This window comes from Pseudomonas sp. ES4, from assembly GCF_050586665.1.
Lineage (GTDB): Bacteria > Pseudomonadota > Gammaproteobacteria > Pseudomonadales > Pseudomonadaceae > Aquipseudomonas > Aquipseudomonas frederiksbergensis.
Map to the genome: position 1 here is coordinate 263,635 of NZ_JBOBDO010000003.1, position 16,328 is coordinate 279,962.

At 59.5% G+C, this 16,328-nt stretch carries 15 protein-coding genes; 13 read left to right on the plus strand and 2 right to left on the minus strand.

The annotated features are described in order from the left end of the window. Positions 1-37: 37 nt before the first annotated feature. The 6 genes from murJ to ispH all read left to right on the plus strand — a co-directional run bounded on the left by murJ (position 38) and on the right by ispH (position 7,503). Positions 38-1,576: a murein biosynthesis integral membrane protein MurJ gene (gene murJ, locus ACQ4OB_RS05510; RefSeq protein WP_430955250.1), complete on the plus strand. Its 1,539-nt coding sequence runs from the start codon at positions 38-40 to the stop codon at positions 1,574-1,576. 129 nt (positions 1,577-1,705) lie between these two features. Continuing rightward, entirely contained in the window at positions 1,706-2,656 is a 951-nt protein-coding gene (ribF, locus tag ACQ4OB_RS05515) for a bifunctional riboflavin kinase/FAD synthetase (RefSeq protein ID WP_074871032.1), read from the plus strand. Then, positions 2,657-5,488 (plus strand): isoleucine--tRNA ligase, encoded by a 2,832-nt coding sequence (gene ileS, locus ACQ4OB_RS05520; protein ID WP_074871030.1) that lies wholly within the window; start codon positions 2,657-2,659, stop codon positions 5,486-5,488. Beyond that, on the plus strand, positions 5,481-5,993 hold the full coding sequence (gene lspA, locus ACQ4OB_RS05525) for a signal peptidase II (RefSeq protein ID WP_074871028.1): 513 nt from the start codon (positions 5,481-5,483) through the stop codon (positions 5,991-5,993). The genes ileS and lspA overlap by 8 nt, the downstream gene beginning before the upstream one ends. Before the next feature lie 7 nt (positions 5,994-6,000). After that, positions 6,001-6,438 carry an FKBP-type peptidyl-prolyl cis-trans isomerase gene (fkpB, locus tag ACQ4OB_RS05530; protein ID WP_174553778.1) on the plus strand — a complete coding sequence of 146 codons (438 nt, stop codon included), beginning with the start codon at positions 6,001-6,003 and terminating at the stop codon, positions 6,436-6,438. Between the two features lie 117 nt (positions 6,439-6,555). Beyond that, on the plus strand, positions 6,556-7,503 hold the full coding sequence (gene ispH, locus ACQ4OB_RS05535) for a 4-hydroxy-3-methylbut-2-enyl diphosphate reductase (protein ID WP_007901894.1): 948 nt from the start codon (positions 6,556-6,558) through the stop codon (positions 7,501-7,503). On the opposite strand, the gene ACQ4OB_RS05540 is transcribed toward ispH, so the two are convergent. Further along, on the minus strand, positions 7,472-8,029 hold the full coding sequence (locus ACQ4OB_RS05540; protein WP_430955251.1) for a GspH/FimT family pseudopilin: 558 nt from the start codon (positions 8,027-8,029) through the stop codon (positions 7,472-7,474). The two genes, ispH and ACQ4OB_RS05540, sit on opposite strands and share 32 nt — an antisense overlap. A 131-nt stretch (positions 8,030-8,160) precedes the next feature. Between ACQ4OB_RS05540 and ACQ4OB_RS05545 the strand changes: the two genes are divergently transcribed. The 7 genes from ACQ4OB_RS05545 to thiO are packed head-to-tail and all read left to right on the plus strand — an operon-like array spanning position 8,161 to position 14,954. Beyond that, positions 8,161-8,634, plus strand: a complete 474-nt coding sequence (locus tag ACQ4OB_RS05545) for a GspH/FimT family pseudopilin (RefSeq protein ID WP_430955252.1) — start codon at positions 8,161-8,163, stop codon at positions 8,632-8,634. After that, the gene (gene pilV, locus ACQ4OB_RS05550; protein WP_008068413.1) at positions 8,631-9,080 is read left to right on the plus strand and encodes a type IV pilus modification protein PilV; all 450 of its coding nucleotides are present in this window, start codon (positions 8,631-8,633) and stop codon (positions 9,078-9,080) included. Before ACQ4OB_RS05545 ends, pilV begins: the two co-directional genes overlap by 4 nt. Next, positions 9,077-9,790 carry a PilW family protein gene (locus ACQ4OB_RS05555; protein ID WP_430955253.1) on the plus strand — a complete coding sequence of 238 codons (714 nt, stop codon included), beginning with the start codon at positions 9,077-9,079 and terminating at the stop codon, positions 9,788-9,790. Before pilV ends, ACQ4OB_RS05555 begins: the two co-directional genes overlap by 4 nt. An 11-nt stretch (positions 9,791-9,801) precedes the next feature. Next, positions 9,802-10,281, plus strand: coding sequence for a pilus assembly PilX family protein (locus ACQ4OB_RS05560; RefSeq protein ID WP_074871018.1), 480 nt, complete (start codon positions 9,802-9,804; stop codon positions 10,279-10,281). Continuing rightward, positions 10,268-13,387: a pilus assembly protein gene (locus tag ACQ4OB_RS05565; RefSeq protein WP_430955254.1), complete on the plus strand. Its 3,120-nt coding sequence runs from the start codon at positions 10,268-10,270 to the stop codon at positions 13,385-13,387. Before ACQ4OB_RS05560 ends, ACQ4OB_RS05565 begins: the two co-directional genes overlap by 14 nt. A gap of 14 nt (positions 13,388-13,401) precedes the next feature. Then, on the plus strand, positions 13,402-13,797 hold the full coding sequence (locus tag ACQ4OB_RS05570; RefSeq protein WP_430955255.1) for a type IV pilin protein: 396 nt from the start codon (positions 13,402-13,404) through the stop codon (positions 13,795-13,797). Positions 13,798-13,853: 56 nt separating this feature from the next. Further along, complete coding sequence (gene thiO / locus ACQ4OB_RS05575) at positions 13,854-14,954, plus strand: glycine oxidase ThiO (RefSeq protein ID WP_074871013.1); 1,101 nt, start codon at positions 13,854-13,856, stop codon at positions 14,952-14,954. Positions 14,955-14,987: 33 nt separating this feature from the next. On the opposite strand, the gene ACQ4OB_RS05580 is transcribed toward thiO, so the two are convergent. After that, positions 14,988-16,328, minus strand: coding sequence for a sigma-54-dependent transcriptional regulator (locus ACQ4OB_RS05580; RefSeq protein WP_430955256.1), 1,341 nt, complete (start codon positions 16,326-16,328; stop codon positions 14,988-14,990).

A 16,328-nucleotide genomic window follows, 5' to 3' on the forward strand; every position in this document is an offset into this window, starting at 1 on the left:
TTCGCCTGCTGTTTATCGACAGGCACAAACTCTTTCAATGAATCTGCTCAAATCGTTAGCCGCTGTCAGCTCTATCACGATGCTTTCCCGGATTCTGGGGTTCGTTCGTGACACTCTCATTGCGCGCATATTTGGCGCAGGGATGGCGACTGACGCCTTCTTTATCGCCTTCAAATTGCCCAATCTGCTGCGACGGATCTTCGCCGAGGGGGCTTTTTCCCAGGCATTCGTACCGATTCTTGCCGAATATAAAAGCCAGAAGGGCGAGGAGGCGACGCGAACCTTCATTGCCTACGTCTCGGGCCTGCTGACACTGGTGCTGGCGGTGGTCACCGCTTTGGGCATGCTCGCTGCGCCGTGGGTCATCTGGGCGACCGCGCCAGGTTTCGCCGATACGCCGGAAAAATTCGAGCTGACGGCCAGCCTGTTGCGCGTGACCTTTCCTTATATCTTGCTGATATCCCTGTCTTCATTGGCCGGTGCGATCCTCAATACCTACAACCGTTTCTCGGTGCCGGCCTTTGTACCGACACTGCTCAACGTCAGCATGATCGTCTTTTCGCTGTTCCTGACCCCGTACTTCGATCCGCCGGTGATGGCGCTGGGCTGGGCAGTGCTGGTGGGTGGTCTGGCGCAATTGCTCTATCAGCTGCCGCACCTGAAAAAGCTCGGACTGCTGGTGTTGCCGCGCCTGAACCTGCGTGACAGCGGCGTCTGGCGGGTCATGAAACAAATGCTGCCGGCGATTCTCGGCGTGTCCGTGAGCCAGATTTCGCTGATCATCAATACTATTTTCGCCTCGTTCCTGGTCGCCGGTTCCGTGTCCTGGATGTACTACGCCGACCGTTTGATGGAATTACCGTCCGGTGTGCTGGGCGTGGCGCTGGGCACGATTCTCTTGCCGACCCTGGCCAAGACCTACGCCAGCAAGGATCGCCAAGAATATTCGCGGATCCTCGATTGGGGGCTGCGCCTGTGCTTTATGTTGGTGTTGCCGTGCTCACTGGCACTGGGGATTCTCGCCGAACCGTTGACGGTTTCCTTGTTCCAGTACGGCCAGTTCAGCGCGTTTGACGCCTCCATGACCCAACGGGCGCTGATCGCTTATTCGGTCGGTTTGCTCGGGATTATCGTGATAAAAGTGCTGGCGCCGGGCTTTTATGCGCAACAAAACATCCGCACACCGGTAAAAATTGCGATTTTTACCCTGGTCGTTACCCAGTTGTTCAACCTGATGTTGATCGGCCCGCTGGCCCATGCCGGCCTGGCGCTGGCCATCAGCATCGGCGCGTGCATTAACGCCGGGCTGCTGTTCTATCAGCTGCGCAAACAGCAGATGTATGAACCGCAACCGGGTTGGGCGAAATTTGGCTTCAAGCTGTTGATAGCGGTGTTGGTGATGTCGGCTGTGTTACTGGTCGGAATGCATTTCATGCCAGCCTGGGATCAAGGGCATATGCTGGAGCGGTTCCTGCGTCTGGGTGCATTGGTCGTTGCCGGTGTGGTGGCTTATTTCGGCATGTTGCTGTTGATGGGCTTCCGTTTGCGCGACTTCAATCGCAAAGCGCTGAGCTGAGGTCATGACCTCGATAAACACGGGCGAATCGACGGTTTTGTCGGCTCGATCACTTTGGGTTACGGTGTTGCCTGTCGTCGGCCGCCGGGTGTGGTTATAATCGACCACTTTATGAGCAAGAAGCGCGTTATGCAGCTGGTTCGAGGCCTCCACAACCTGCGCCCCCAGCATCGGGGCTGTGTCGCCACTATTGGCAACTTTGATGGTGTTCACCGCGGCCACCAGGCTATCCTGGCGAGGCTCCGTGAGCGTGCGCTCGAGTTGGGCGTGCCCAGCTGCGTGGTGATTTTTGAGCCGCAGCCGCGGGAGTTTTTCGCCCCGGACACGGCACCGGCCCGTCTGGCCCGGCTGCGGGACAAACTGCAGCTGCTGGCCGAAGAAGGTGTCGACCGGGTCCTGTGCCTGGCCTTCAACCAGCGCCTGAGCAAGCTCAGCGCCGCCGAATTCGTCGATACCATTCTGGTGGACGGCCTCGGTGTCCAGCACCTGGAGGTCGGTGACGATTTCCGTTTCGGCTGTGACCGGGTAGGGGATTTCGATTTCCTGCAACAGGCCGGCGTCCTGCAAGGTTTTACCGTCGAAGCAGCACAGACGGTCGTACTCGACGGTATTCGCGTCAGCAGTACCCAGGTCCGCAATGCCCTGGCCGCTGCCGATTTTGCCCTGGCCGAGCGACTGCTCGGGCGTCCGTTCCGGATTGCCGGGCGGGTCCTGCATGGCCAGAAGCTGGCGCGCCAGTTGGGTACGCCGACGGCCAACATACAACTCAAGCGTCGTCGCGTGCCGCTGACCGGGGTTTACCTGGTCAACGTCGACATCGACGGCAAGACCTGGCCAGGCGTCGCCAACATTGGCGTGCGGCCAACCGTTCAAGGTGATGGCAAAGCCCACCTCGAAGTGCATCTTTTAGATTTTGCCGGCGATCTGTATGACCGGCGTTTGACGGTGGTTTTCCACCACAAGCTGCGTGAAGAGCAGCGTTTCGCCTCTCTGGAGGCGCTTAAGACGGCGATCAATGCGGATGTTGCCGCCGCCCGTGCCCTGTCGCACCTAGCGCCAATCGCTAATGAAGAGCCTTAAATGACCGACTATAAAGCCACGCTAAACCTTCCGGACACCGCCTTCCCAATGAAGGCCGGCCTGCCTCAGCGCGAACCGCAGATTCTGCAGCGCTGGGACAGCATTGGCCTGTACGGTAAGTTGCGCGAGATTGGCAAGGATCGTCCGAAGTTCGTACTTCACGACGGTCCTCCGTACGCCAACGGCACGATTCACATCGGTCATGCGCTGAACAAGATTCTCAAGGACATGATCATCCGCTCGAAAACCCTCTCGGGTTTCGACGCGCCTTATGTTCCGGGCTGGGACTGCCACGGTCTGCCGATCGAGCACAAAGTCGAAGTGACCCACGGCAAGAACCTGGGCGCGGACAAGACCCGCGAACTGTGCCGTGCCTACGCCACCGAGCAGATCGAAGGCCAGAAATCCGAATTCATCCGTCTGGGCGTGTTGGGCGACTTTGCCAACCCGTACAAGACCATGGACTTCAAAAACGAGGCCGGCGAAATCCGTGCCCTGGCCGAAATCGTCAAGGGCGGTTTCGTGTTCAAGGGCCTCAAGCCTGTGAACTGGTGCTTCGACTGCGGTTCGGCTTTGGCTGAAGCAGAAGTCGAGTACGAGAACAAAAAGTCCTCGACCATCGACGTGGCATTCTCGATTGCCGACGAGGCCAAACTGGCTGCCGCTTTCGGGCTGGAGTCCTTGGCCAAACCTGCCTCGATCGTGATCTGGACCACCACCCCGTGGACCATCCCGGCCAACCAGGCGTTGAACGTTCACCCGGAATTCAACTACGCCCTGGTCGACGTCGGCGACAAACTGCTGGTGCTGGCTGAAGAGCTGGTCGAGTCGTGCCTGGCCCGTTACAACCTGGAAGGCTCGGTCATCGCGACCACCACCGGTAAAGAGCTGGACCTGATCAACTTCCGTCACCCGTTCTACGATCGCCTGTCGCCGGTTTACCTGGCCGACTACGTTGAACTGGGCGCTGGCACCGGTGTGGTTCACTCCTCGCCAGCCTACGGCGTGGACGACTTCGTGACCTGCAAGAAGTACGGCATGGTCAACGATGACATCATCAATCCGGTTCAAAGCAACGGCGTTTACGTACCGTCGCTGGAATTCTTCGGCGGCCAGTTCATCTGGAAGGCCAACCCGGCCATCGTCGACAAGTTGACCGAAGTCGGTGCGCTGCTGCACACCAGCATCATCGAACACAGCTACATGCACTGCTGGCGCCACAAAACCCCGCTGATCTACCGCGCCACCGCGCAGTGGTTCATCGGCATGGACAAAGAACCTGTGACCGGCGATACCCTGCGCAAGCGGGCGATCAAAGCTATCGAAGAGACCAAGTTCGTTCCGGCCTGGGGCCAGGCACGCCTGCACTCGATGATCGCCAACCGTCCGGACTGGTGCATCTCCCGTCAGCGTAACTGGGGCGTGCCGATTCCGTTCTTCCTGAACAAGGAAAGCGGCGAGCTGCACCCACGTACCGCCGAGCTGATGGAAGAAGTCGCCAAGCGCGTCGAAGTCGAAGGCATCGAAGCCTGGTTCAAGATGGACGCCGCCGAGTTGCTCGGTGACGAAGCGCCGCAGTACGACAAGATCAGCGACACCCTGGACGTCTGGTTCGACTCGGGCACTACGCACTGGCACGTTCTGCGCGGTTCGCACCCGATGGGCCACGAAACCGGTCCACGTGCCGACCTGTACCTGGAAGGTTCGGACCAGCACCGGGGCTGGTTCCACTCGTCGTTGCTGACCGGTTGCGCCATCGACAACCACGCGCCATACCGCGAGCTGCTGACCCACGGCTTCACCGTCGACGAGTCCGGCCGCAAGATGTCCAAGTCCCTGGGCAACGTGATCGCGCCGCAAAAGGTCAACGACACCCTGGGCGCCGACATCATGCGTCTGTGGGTCGCTTCCACCGATTACTCGGGTGAAATGGCGGTTTCCGAGCAGATCCTGCAGCGCAGTGCGGACGCCTACCGGCGGATCCGTAACACCGCGCGCTTCCTGCTCTCGAACCTGACCGGCTTCAACCCGGCCACCGACATCCTGCCGGCCGAAGAAATGCTGGCGCTGGACCGTTGGGCCGTGGACCGCACCCTGCTGCTGCAACGCGAGCTGCAAGAGCACTACGGTGAATACCGCTTCTGGAACGTCTACTCCAAGATCCACAACTTCTGCGTGCAGGAGCTGGGCGGTTTCTACCTCGACATCATCAAGGACCGTCAGTACACCACTGGCGCCAACAGCAAGGCGCGCCGTTCGGCGCAAACCGCGCTGTACCACATCTCCGAAGCGCTGGTGCGCTGGATCGCGCCGATCCTCGCGTTCACCGCTGACGAATTGTGGGAGTACCTGCCGGGCGAGCGTAACGAATCGGTCATGCTCAACACCTGGTACGAAGGTCTGACCGAGCTGCCGGAAAACGTCGAGCTGGACCGCGCCTACTGGGAGCGGATCATGGCGGTGAAGGTCGCGGTCAACAAGGAAATGGAAATCCAGCGCGCGGCCAAGGCCGTCGGTGGCAACCTGCAAGCCGAAGTGACGCTGTTCGCCGAAGAGGCGCTGAGCGCCGACCTGGCCAAGCTGAGCAACGAACTGCGCTTCGTATTGATCACCTCGACCGCGACCGTTGCACCGTTCGTTCAGGCGCCGGCCGATGCCGTGGTCACCGAAGTCAGCGGTTTGAAACTGCAAGTGGTCAAGTCGAGCCACGCCAAGTGCGCCCGTTGCTGGCACTGCCGTGAAGACGTCGGCGTGAACCCGGAGCATCCGGAAATCTGCGGTCGTTGCGTCGACAACATCAGCGGCGCTGGCGAGGTTCGTCACTATGCCTAATGCCGTTGGCCGTTTCGGACGGCTGAGCTGGCTCTGGTTGAGTTTGCTGGTCCTGGTCATCGACCAGGCCAGCAAGTTCTACTTCGAAGGCAAGCTCGAGATGTTCCAGCAAATCGTGGTGATCCCCGATTTGTTCAGCTGGACCCTGGCCTATAACACGGGTGCGGCATTCAGCTTCCTGGCCGACAGTTCCGGCTGGCAGCGCTGGTTGTTTGCCCTGATCGCTGCAGTGGTCAGTGGCGTGCTGGTGGTATGGCTCAAGCGCCTGGGGCGTAACGAAACCTGGCTGGCCGTCGCTTTGGCGCTGGTGCTGGGTGGCGCGCTGGGTAATTTGTACGACCGCATTGCCCTGGGCCATGTGATCGATTTCATTCTGGTGCATTGGCAGAACCGCTGGTATTTCCCGGCGTTCAACTTTGCTGACAGTGCAATCACTGTCGGTGCCGTAATGCTTGCGCTGGACATGTTCAAAAGTAAGAAAACCGGAGAAGCCGTTCATGACTGAACAGGTATTGGCTGAGCAACGCATCCGCCAGAACACGGAAGTCACCTTGCACTTTGCACTGCGCCTGGAGAACGGCGACACGGTCGACAGCACCTTCGACAAAGCCCCGGCGACCTTCAAGGTCGGCGACGGCAACCTGTTGCCAGGTTTCGAAGCAGCGCTGTTCGGCTTCAAGGCTGGCGACAAGCGTACGCTGACGATTGCGCCGGAAAACGCTTTTGGCCAACCCAACCCGCAGAACGTACAGATCATCCCGCGCTCGCAGTTCAAGGACATGGATCTGTCGCCTGGCTTGCTGGTGATCTTCAACGATGCGGCCAATACTGAACTGCCTGGCGTTGTGAAAGAGTTCGATGACGAGCAAGTGACCATCGACTTCAACCACCCGCTGGCCGGCAAGGCATTGACCTTTGACGTCGAGATCATCAACGTCAAATCGTTGTAACTTGTAGGAGCGAGCCTTTGTGGCGAGGGGATAAATCCCCTCACCACAAAGGCTCGCTCCCACATTAAGTTTTTCACTGTTTTCGCTATTTCTTGCGCGCAAGACACGAGGCACCGCATGCAAATCAAACTCGCCAACCCCCGTGGCTTCTGCGCCGGTGTGGACCGGGCGATCGAAATCGTCAATCGCGCCCTGGAAGTCTTCGGGCCGCCGATCTATGTGCGCCACGAAGTGGTCCACAACAAATTCGTCGTCGAAGACCTGCGTGCTCGCGGGGCAATTTTCGTCGAAGAACTGGATCAGGTGCCCGATGACGTGATCGTGATCTTCAGCGCCCACGGTGTTTCCCAGGCTGTGCGCACTGAAGCCGCTGGCCGTGGCCTGAAGGTGTTCGACGCCACGTGCCCGCTGGTGACCAAGGTACACATCGAAGTGGCACGCTACAGCCGCGATGGCCGTGAATGCATCCTCATCGGCCACGCCGGTCACCCGGAAGTCGAAGGCACCATGGGCCAATACGATGGCAGCAATGGCGGCGCGATCTATCTGGTCGAAGACGAAAAAGACGTCGCCGAATTGCAGGTGAATAACCCTGAAAGACTGGCGTTCGTGACCCAGACTACCCTGTCCATGGACGATACCAGTCGCGTGATCGACGCCTTGCGTACTCGGTTCCCGGCCATTGGCGGTCCGCGCAAGGACGACATCTGCTATGCCACGCAAAACCGTCAGGACGCGGTCAAGCAACTGGCCGACGAATGCGACGTGGTCCTGGTGGTCGGCAGCCCGAACAGCTCCAACTCCAATCGTTTGCGTGAACTCGCTGAACGCATGGCGACTCCCGCCTATCTGATCGATGGCGCCGAAGACCTGCAAAAGAGCTGGTTCGACGGTGTCGAGCGAATCGGCATCACCGCTGGCGCCTCCGCACCGGAAGTGCTGGTGCGTGGCGTGATCCAGCAGTTACAGGCGTGGGGCGCTACCGGTGCCGATGAGCTGGCCGGTCGCGAGGAGAACATCACCTTCTCCATGCCTAAAGAGTTGCGCGTGCGCTCCCTCCTTTAACGTTTTTGCCCGCTGGACACAGCGCCTGCTCAGCCTTATGGCTGCGCAGGCTGACACGGCCGGTCGCAGCCAGCACCACCTGCAGCTGAGTGACCGGTTCGCCGGCGGCGCAAATGTGCAATGTCCCCGCTTGAAAGGCCCGGCCGGGCAGCTGTGGCTCGCCATTACTGTTGAAGCGTATGTATCGCCTGACCGGCCAATTGCCGACAATCGGCACCTGAGTGCCACTCGCGCGCTCGACCAGCAGCGGATTGCTGTTGTCCTCCGCCCCTTTGCCACTGATATCCAGAATGATCCGCCAGCCCTCACTCCAGTCACCGTTGATGGCGTGAATCACGACGCTCTGATTGCGAGTGATGGCAACGGTTCTGGCGTTGCGTATACCACTGATAAGCGACTCGGCCATCTGCTCGCGATAGTTCGATTCAGTCAGTGCAGCAAACGCCGGACTGACCAACAGCAGAACAATCCCGACAATTGTCAGTCCCATGAGCAGTTCGATCAGGCTGAAACCTCGCTGATGCATGTCATCTCCCTCCCTGGAGTGCTGCGGCCCGCGCGATCCCTGCGCGAGTAATGGCAAAACAACCGTACATCTGCCGGTCGAATGTTCTAGCGTGTAGAAGCAGGTATAGCCGACGGCAACGGAGGGCACCGATGGATCATCGTACAAAAGGTTTCACGCTGGTCGAGCTGCTGATCGCGCTCGCCGTGTTTCTGATCCTGATCACCTTGGCCGTGCCGGCGTTTACCCGCGCGGTGCAAAACACCAAGGCCGATACCGAGATCGGCGACCTGCAACGCGCGCTCAATTTCGCCCGGCTTGAGGCTATCGACCGGGGCGTTACCACCCGGGTTCGCCCGACAGCAGACGGCAGTGTCTGGACCGGCGAGTTGACCGTTTATGACGGTACTGGCAATCCGGCCAATGTATTGCGGGTTGTTCCAGCAATGAGCAGCGGGGCGACTCTGACGCTAACCTCAGGAGTGACCGCAATTGATTTCAACAATCTGGGAGGTTTGTCGGCGCCGTCCACGGCGGTCGTGATCGGTTATGTACTGGGGGCGCAGAGCAGGACGCTGAATGTGTGTTTGAACGGACGAATTCTATTGGGTGGAAGTTGCGGATGAGGGGTTGGAGCAAGCGCGCACAGGAAGGCATGACGCTGATCGAGGTACTGGTCGCGTTGTTGGTGCTGGCCGTAGGGTTGTTGGGCGCGGCGGCGATTCAGCTCAATGCGCTGAAATACACTGACAGCTCGCGGATGACCAGCCAGGCGAGTTTCATCGCCTACGACATGATGGACCGCATTCGCGCCAACTCCGGCGCCGACTACACCGTCACGCCTCCGACCTCGGGCAACCTGAGCGTGGCCCGGGATCAGGACCTTTACGATTTCACCAGCAACATCGTCAATTTCGGCGGCGCCACAGCGACCGGCAGCATCACCCGCAACCAGCGGGTGTACACCATTACCATTACCTGGGACGACTCACGGGCCGCCAATACCGCCGATTCGCGCCGCAGTTTTGTCCTTACCAGCCGCGCCACCGTTGATCCGGCGACAACACCATGATCAGAGCCAGCAAAGGGTTCGGTCTTATCGAATTACTGATCGCCCTGGCGTTGAGTCTGGTTGTGGTGCTGGGTGTGGCGCAGATCTTTATCGCCGCTAAAAACACCTACGTCAGTCAGAGCACCGCCGCCGGCATGCAGGAAGATGCACGGTTCGTCCTGAGCAAAATGATTCAGGAAATCCGCATGGTCGGCATGTTCGGTTGCCTGGGCACGATTATCGACGCCAGCTCGGCCGGGAGCTTCAACGCCAGTCAAATCACGCCGATCAGTTGGGACAATGCCAATCTTAAATTAACGCTGGTTACCGCCGATGTCGGCGGCAGTGGCGGGGTGCCAACCTGGACGGTGATTTCCGATTGCCGCAACACCGCAACGGCCTACACCGATGCACGAACGCCGACGTCTGGGCAGTTGGCATTTCCGATCCGGCGATTGGTCTACAGCTTCAACAACAACCAACTGCTGATGGGCTCCGGTGCCGGCACGCCGACGCAACAGGTGCTGGTGAACAATGTCAGGGCCTTCAATGTGAGCTTCGGCCTCGCCAGTTCGGCCACCGATTCGGCCGCCTCTACCTACAGCAGCAACCCATCCGATCCGGCAAGAATCCGCAGTGTGCGACTGACGCTGACGCTGACCGACCCCAACGACCGGGTACGCGAACAAACCTTCAACGTGGTTGCCGCCTTGCGCAACCGGTTGCCATGAGGGGAGGGCCGATGAGAAATGCTCCCATGACCCCTCACGCCCAGCGCGGCATGGCGCTGTTGGTCAGCCTGGTGTTTCTCCTGGTGCTGACGTTGATCGGGCTTTCATCAATGCAGAGCGCCACGTTGCAGGAAAAAATGGCCAGCAGTGTGATCCTGCGCAACCAGTCGTTCCAGGGCGCAGAAGCGGCATTGCGTGTCGGCGAAAGCGCGGTGCAACTGGATACCTATTCCTTGCCGGTTTGCAGCGGCACCATTCAATGTGCGCCGCCGGCCGAAGCGTCGGTCATAACCGTCGCCGGGTTCAACTCAACATCGGGGGTGGCCTGGATCGCCTCTGGTAGCGGCTTTTACGGGGTGCAGAACATCGGCACCACCCTGACTGCCGTGAACGTGCCGAGCAACACGTCGGCAACGCTGTACCGGGTGACCGCCGTGGGCATCGCGGGCAACTCGCGCAGTGTGGTGGAGAGTATCTATGCGAAGTACTGAGGCCCGCACAGGCTGGCGCCGTTGGTTGTTGCAGTTGTTCTGCGGCGCGGCGTCGAGCCTTTATCTGGCAGCGCCGACATATGCCTTCACACCCTCGGATTCGCCGCTGTTGAATGCCGCCGCCGTGGCCCCCAATGTGATGCTGTTACTCGATGACTCGGGGAGTATGAACAGCATTATCTGGGCGGCAGACTTCGACCCGACGATTGCGCGTCCTCAGGTGAGTATTTGCCTCTCGAATGGCTCCTGCTCGAAAGGGCGGGAACTTGATATGACCGACAGCAATATTTCCTTGTCGAGTTTGACTCGAGGAACCTGTTCGAAGGATTGGTACGGTTTTTATAGCAACAGTGTTATCGGTCAGGATTCGTTTTGCCTGAAGCTTCCCGATCCGGTGGGGGGGGAGGACACTCGCTATTCGGCGAAATACCTGTCGTATCTGGTAAGCCTCGCCAAAAATTCCGACCGGGATTTCACCGATGGCTCGATTCCCAATGATTACCGGATGAATGTGGCGCGCAACGTTTCCAAGACGTTGGTTGCCAGCAACCGCTCGCTGCGCATTGGTCTGGCGACGTTCAACCTGGCGGTCGGCAACCATAAGAATGACGGCGGTTACATCGTCCGTTCGATCAGCGATTTGGCGGCCGTCAGCGGCTCCGTGACCCAGGCTCAGGCCGATGAAAACTACAATGACTTGATCGCCGGAATCGATGAACTGAGCGCCCAGGCCAATACGCCCTTGGCTGAAGCCTATTACGAGATCACCCGTTATTTTCGTGGCATGACGCCGTACAACAACTCGAGGCCCACCACCTATACCAGCCCGGTTCAGTATCGCTGCCAGAGAAACTATGGGGTGGTGATCACCGATGGACTGCCCACCTACGACCGAACCTTTCCCCCTGACGATCCGCTGGCTGGGAGCCTCTTGCCGAACTGGGACGGGATCAGCAACAACGATGGCGCTAACCGCTTTGGCGACGACGAGGGCGATACCCTGTACCTGGATGACATCGCCAAGTTTGCCTTCGATATCGACATGCGCTCCACGGGAGTCGATGCCGCTGGCAAAAGCTGGGATGCCGCGGATTTTCCTCGGCAGAACATGAGTACCTACACCGTGGGGTTTGCCGCGGCAAACCAAATGCTGGCGGACGCCGCGACCTACGGGCAGGGCAAGTACTACCAGGCGACTGATGACACCGGGCTCAACAGCTCGCTGTCTTCAGCCCTCAGCGACATCACCTCCAAGGCGGGCTCTGGTGGCAGTGGTGTGGCCAACGGCACGACGTTGTCCAGCGATTCAAGTTACTTCCAGACCAGCTACGACCCCAAGGACTGGCGCGGCACCATCAAGTCTTTTGGCTTCACATCGGATGGAGCGGTGAACACGGCCGCAGTGCTGTGGACGACCGATACCACCATCGTGCCCGGTGCTACCGCGCCGACCTACCAGTCCTGGAATACCGTGACCAACGCCGCTGTTAGCTTGGCCTACGGCAATTTTTCCTCGGCGCAGCAGACCTCTCTCAGCCAGGACCTGCCCACGGGTATCACCGGCAGCGATCTGGTGGAGTGGAGCAAAGGCACCAACAAAACCGGATTGAGAACGCGCAGTGTATTGCTCGGCGATATCATCAATTCACCTCTCGTGCTGGCCGGGCCCACAGACCAAACCGCATCCGATCTGGTGGGTGACACCACTTACAGCTCCTACCTCGCCATCAAAGCGGCCAACATGACCGCGAGTCTTGTGGTGAACGCCAACGACGGTTTTGTAAATGTCATCAACTCGACCAGCGGTGTCAGACGCTACGGTTATATGCCCTCCAGTGTGCTGCCAGCATTGCGCTACATCGCTGACCCCACTTACATCAATGGGGTGAGCCACAAATACCTGGTCGACGGTCAGGTCGGCGTGTTCGATACCCAACTCGACAGCGCCTGGAAAACCCTGGCGATTGGAGGAACAGGGGCGGGCGGCAAAACCTTTTATGCACTGCAACTGTTCGACGCATCGGCCGGTAACGTAACGAAAGCGTTGTGGGAGATCAGCGCGCCGGCCACAGCAAACACGGCGAACGTTTTCAATGATCTGGGTTATGCCTACGCGCGACCGGAAGTGGCACGCTTGGCCGACGGTCGATGGGCGGCATTCATTTCCAACGGTTATGGCAGCAACTCCGGGGTGGCAGCGCTGTATGTGGTGGATATCCGCGACGGCTCGCTGATCAAGAAAATCGTGGTCGACAGCACGGAAACCACCAATGGCCTGTCGTCGGTGAAGCTCAGGGTCAACTCGCAAAATGTGGTGCAGGCCGCCTATGGGGGCGATCTGAAAGGGCGATTGTGGAAGTTCGATTTGAGTGGCACTAGCTCCGACACCTGGGGCGTGGCGTTTTCCGGCAAGCCGTTTTTCACCACGGCAGGCGGCGCGACCCAACCGATTACTGCGCAACCGTTGCTGGCCGATCACGCATTGGGCGGCAAGGAAGTGTTTTTCGGTACCGGTAAATTCAATGAGGCGGCCGACAAGACCAACAAGGATCTACAGGCGTTCTACGCGGTGTGGGATGCGGAGGGTGGCGCGGGACAAGTCACCGCTTCCAGCTTGCAGGCGCAGGCGGTGACCGGCGTTTTTTCGGGCAGCACGGGGCAATTCATCACCACCAGCCAGAACGAAGTGATCTACCCGGCGAAGAAAGGCTGGTACTTGCCGCTGGTGTACAACAACGTGCTGACGGGAGAGCGGGTAATCAATCAGGCCAATCTGGTGGCCAGCCGGATCGTGTTCACCACGGCCAGCGTCGACACCACCGATCCTTGCGCCAGTTTCGGTACCGGCAAACTGGTCGAGCTCGATGCATTCAGCGGTAAGATGCTCAATTACGCGGTGCTCGACAGCAATGGCGACGGGTTGGTCGACATCAAGGATTCGATCTCCAGCGGAGTGATTTTCACCGGTGGTATTCCGACGCTGAACGCGATCGTCAACAATGCGACCCGCAAGATTGTGAACGACTCCAGCGGTGGCATCAGCTCCCTGGTGGAAAAGCCCGGCAGCGGCGGTAGCCGTCGCATCATGTGGCGGCAAATACAGTAAGTGAGAGTTGAGGCATGCGCAGATCCAACCGAGGTTTTACCCTGATCGAAATCATGATCGTGATTGCGATCATCGGGATCGTCATCACCATTGGCTACCCGAGCCTCACCGAGTATGTGAACAAGGGCCGACGCACTGAAGTCGCCGGCCTGCTCTCCGAACAAGCGCAGATCCTTGAACGCCACTATTCGAAGAATAATGTCTACACCAATGCCACCGGCCTGAGCACCGGTAATGACTTCTACACCATCACCCCGACCCTGACCGATCAGACCTTCCTGCTGACGGCGGTGCGCAAGCCCGGCAAGGCCATGGCCGCTGACAAGTGCGGTGATTTCACCCTCACCAACACTGGCGTCAGAAGCATGGTCAATGCGACGGCCACGACCAAGGATTGCTGGGGGCGCTGAGTTCCTTTTCCGGGTGCCTTTTGTACCCTCTGTCTATTTAACGGTTGGATCAGAACATGACCAGGCAACAGCAAGTGGTGATTGTCGGCGGCGGCGTGATTGGCCTGCTGACGGCGTTCAATCTCGCGTCAGAAGTGCAGAGCGTTGTGCTGCTGGATCGCTCGAACGTCGGTCAGGAGTCGTCCTGGGCGGGTGGCGGCATCGTTTCTCCGCTCTACCCGTGGCGCTACAGCCCGGCGGTCACCGCGTTGGCGCATTGGTCCCAGGATTTTTATCCACAGCTGGGTGAGCGACTGTTTGCCGCCACCGGTGTCGATCCCGAGGTGCATACCACCGGGTTGTACTGGCTGGACCTGGATGACGAGGCCGAGGCGCTGGCCTGGGCCGAGCGGGAAAACCGTCCGTTACGGGCTGTGGATATCTCGGCGGCTCACGACGCGGTGCCGGTATTGGGGAGCGGTTTTTCCCGGGCGATCTACATGGCCGATGTGGCCAATGTTCGCAACCCGCGGCTGGTGAAGTCCCTCAAGGCTGCGTTGCTGGCGCTGCCGAACGTGACGATTCATGAGCAGTGTGAAGTCAGCGGATTTATCCGTGAAGGCGCTACGGTGGTCGGGGTGCAGACCTCGGCGGGAGCGATTCATGGTGATCAGGTGGTGCTGACTGCGGGCGCCTGGAGCGGTGATTTACTCAAGAGCCTGGATCTGGAGCTGCCGGTCGAACCGGTGAAAGGGCAGATGATTCTCTACAAATGCGCAGCGGATTTCCTGCCGAGCATGGTTCTGGCCAAGGGACGTTATGCGATTCCTCGGCGCGACGGGCACATTCTGATCGGCAGTACGCTGGAGCATGAAGGCTTCGACAAAACGCCGACCGAATCTGCCCTGGAGAGCCTGAAGGCATCGGCGGTGGAGTTGATTCCTGCACTGGCGGATGCCGAGGTCGTCGGTCATTGGGCCGGTTTGCGCCCGGGCTCGCCGGAGGGCATTCCTTACATCGGTCGGGTGCCGGGGTTCGAAGGGCTTTGGCTGAATTGCGGGCATTACCGTAATGGCTTGGTGCTGGCGCCTGCGTCGTGTCAGTTGTTTGCGGATGTGATGCTGGGGCGTGAGCCGATCATTGATCCGGCGCCGTATGCACCGATCGGGCGGATTTAGTCGCGGGATTTTTCGGCGCCTGTCAGGTCGCCTTCAATCCAACCCGAATTTTTTGAGCCTGTAACGCATCGACCGGAATGAAAGATTCAACCGCTGAGCCGCCGCCGTGCGGTTCCAGCGGGTTTCTTCCAGGGCCTGGAGGATAAGGTTGCGTTCGATGTTTTCCAGGTAGTCTTCCAGATTGTCGATCTGCGTCAGGTCCGGCACACCGCCTTCCGGGTTGCAGTTGCCTTCGGCCAGTCGCAGGTCGCTGGTTTCAATTTGTTTGTTTTCGCACAACGTGTGCGCCCGTTCGAGCACGTTCTCCAGTTCCCGCACATTGCCGGGGAAACGATAGCTTTTCAGCGCGTCGAGGGCTTGGGGGTGGAGTTTTGCGGCGGGTTGGCCGGTGCTGATGGCCAGGCGTTTGAGCACATGGCTGGCAAGGGATTCAATGTCGTCACGGCGTTCGCGCAAGGACGGCACTCGTAGTTCGATCACGTTCAATCGGTAGTACAAATCCTGGCGAAAGCGTTCGGCGGCGACTTCGGCGTCGAGGTCTTTGTGAGTGGCGCACAGGATACGCACATCGACCACGGTTTCCTGTTGCTCACCGACACCGCGAACGGCTTTTTCCTGTATAGCCCGTAGCAGTTTGACCTGCATCGCCAGCGGCAAATCAGCCACTTCGTCGAGGAACAGGGTGCCGCCATGGGCCGCCTGGAACAGTCCGGGTTTGTCTTCGATGGCGCCGCTGAAGCTGCCTTTGCGATGCCCGAAAAACTCGCTCTCCATCAATTCCGACGGAATCGCCCCGCAATTGACCGGGATAAACGGTCGGCTGGCGCGCGGCCCTTGCTCATGGATCAGTCGCGCGACCAATTCCTTGCCGCTGCCGGATTCGCCGCTGATGTACACCGGCGCCTGGCTGCGGGCCAGTTTATCGATGTGTTTGCGCAAGGCGCGCATGGGCGGTGAATCACCCAGCAGCCGGCGATCGATGGCGATGCCGGTGCCGCCCGGCGCAGGCAACCGAAGCGCGCTGCTGACCAGTTCCCGCAAGCGAGTGAGGTCCACCGGTTTGGTCAGGAAGTCAAAGGCACCGGCCTTGAGGGCGTTGATCGCCGTTTCCAGGCTGCCATAAGCGGTGATCATTGCCACCGGTACGTTTGGGTGGCGTTGCTGAATGTGTTGCACCAGCTCAAGGCCGGTGCCGTCCGGCAAACGCATGTCGGTGAGGCACAAGTCGAACGTCTCTCGCGACAGCAGGGCCTGGGCTTCGCCGAGGTTGCGGGCACTGAACGTGTCGAGTTTCATCCGTCCCAGGGTGATTTCCAGCAATTCGCGGATATCCGGCTCGTCATCGACGATCAGGACTTTTTGCCGTGGGCTCAT

What these genes read in the sequence shown, in the direction of transcription:
- murJ (WP_430955250.1), top strand. Translation starts at nt 38, where the DNA reads ATGAATCTGCTCAAATCGTTAGCCGCTGTCAGCTCTATCACGATGCTT.
- ribF (WP_074871032.1), top strand. Translation starts at nt 1,706, where the DNA reads ATGCAGCTGGTTCGAGGCCTCCACAACCTGCGCCCCCAGCATCGGGGC.
- ileS (WP_074871030.1), top strand. Translation starts at nt 2,657, where the DNA reads ATGACCGACTATAAAGCCACGCTAAACCTTCCGGACACCGCCTTCCCA.
- lspA (WP_074871028.1), top strand. Translation starts at nt 5,481, where the DNA reads ATGCCTAATGCCGTTGGCCGTTTCGGACGGCTGAGCTGGCTCTGGTTG.
- ispH (WP_007901894.1), top strand. Translation starts at nt 6,556, where the DNA reads ATGCAAATCAAACTCGCCAACCCCCGTGGCTTCTGCGCCGGTGTGGAC.
- ACQ4OB_RS05540 (WP_430955251.1), bottom strand. Translation starts at nt 8,029, where the DNA reads ATGCATCAGCGAGGTTTCAGCCTGATCGAACTGCTCATGGGACTGACA.
- ACQ4OB_RS05545 (WP_430955252.1), top strand. Translation starts at nt 8,161, where the DNA reads ATGGATCATCGTACAAAAGGTTTCACGCTGGTCGAGCTGCTGATCGCG.
- pilV (WP_008068413.1), top strand. Translation starts at nt 8,631, where the DNA reads ATGAGGGGTTGGAGCAAGCGCGCACAGGAAGGCATGACGCTGATCGAG.
- ACQ4OB_RS05555 (WP_430955253.1), top strand. Translation starts at nt 9,077, where the DNA reads ATGATCAGAGCCAGCAAAGGGTTCGGTCTTATCGAATTACTGATCGCC.
- ACQ4OB_RS05560 (WP_074871018.1), top strand. Translation starts at nt 9,802, where the DNA reads ATGAGAAATGCTCCCATGACCCCTCACGCCCAGCGCGGCATGGCGCTG.
- ACQ4OB_RS05565 (WP_430955254.1), top strand. Translation starts at nt 10,268, where the DNA reads ATGCGAAGTACTGAGGCCCGCACAGGCTGGCGCCGTTGGTTGTTGCAG.
- ACQ4OB_RS05570 (WP_430955255.1), top strand. Translation starts at nt 13,402, where the DNA reads ATGCGCAGATCCAACCGAGGTTTTACCCTGATCGAAATCATGATCGTG.
- thiO (WP_074871013.1), top strand. Translation starts at nt 13,854, where the DNA reads ATGACCAGGCAACAGCAAGTGGTGATTGTCGGCGGCGGCGTGATTGGC.
- ACQ4OB_RS05580 (WP_430955256.1), bottom strand. Translation starts at nt 16,328, where the DNA reads ATGAGCCCACGGCAAAAAGTCCTGATCGTCGATGACGAGCCGGATATC.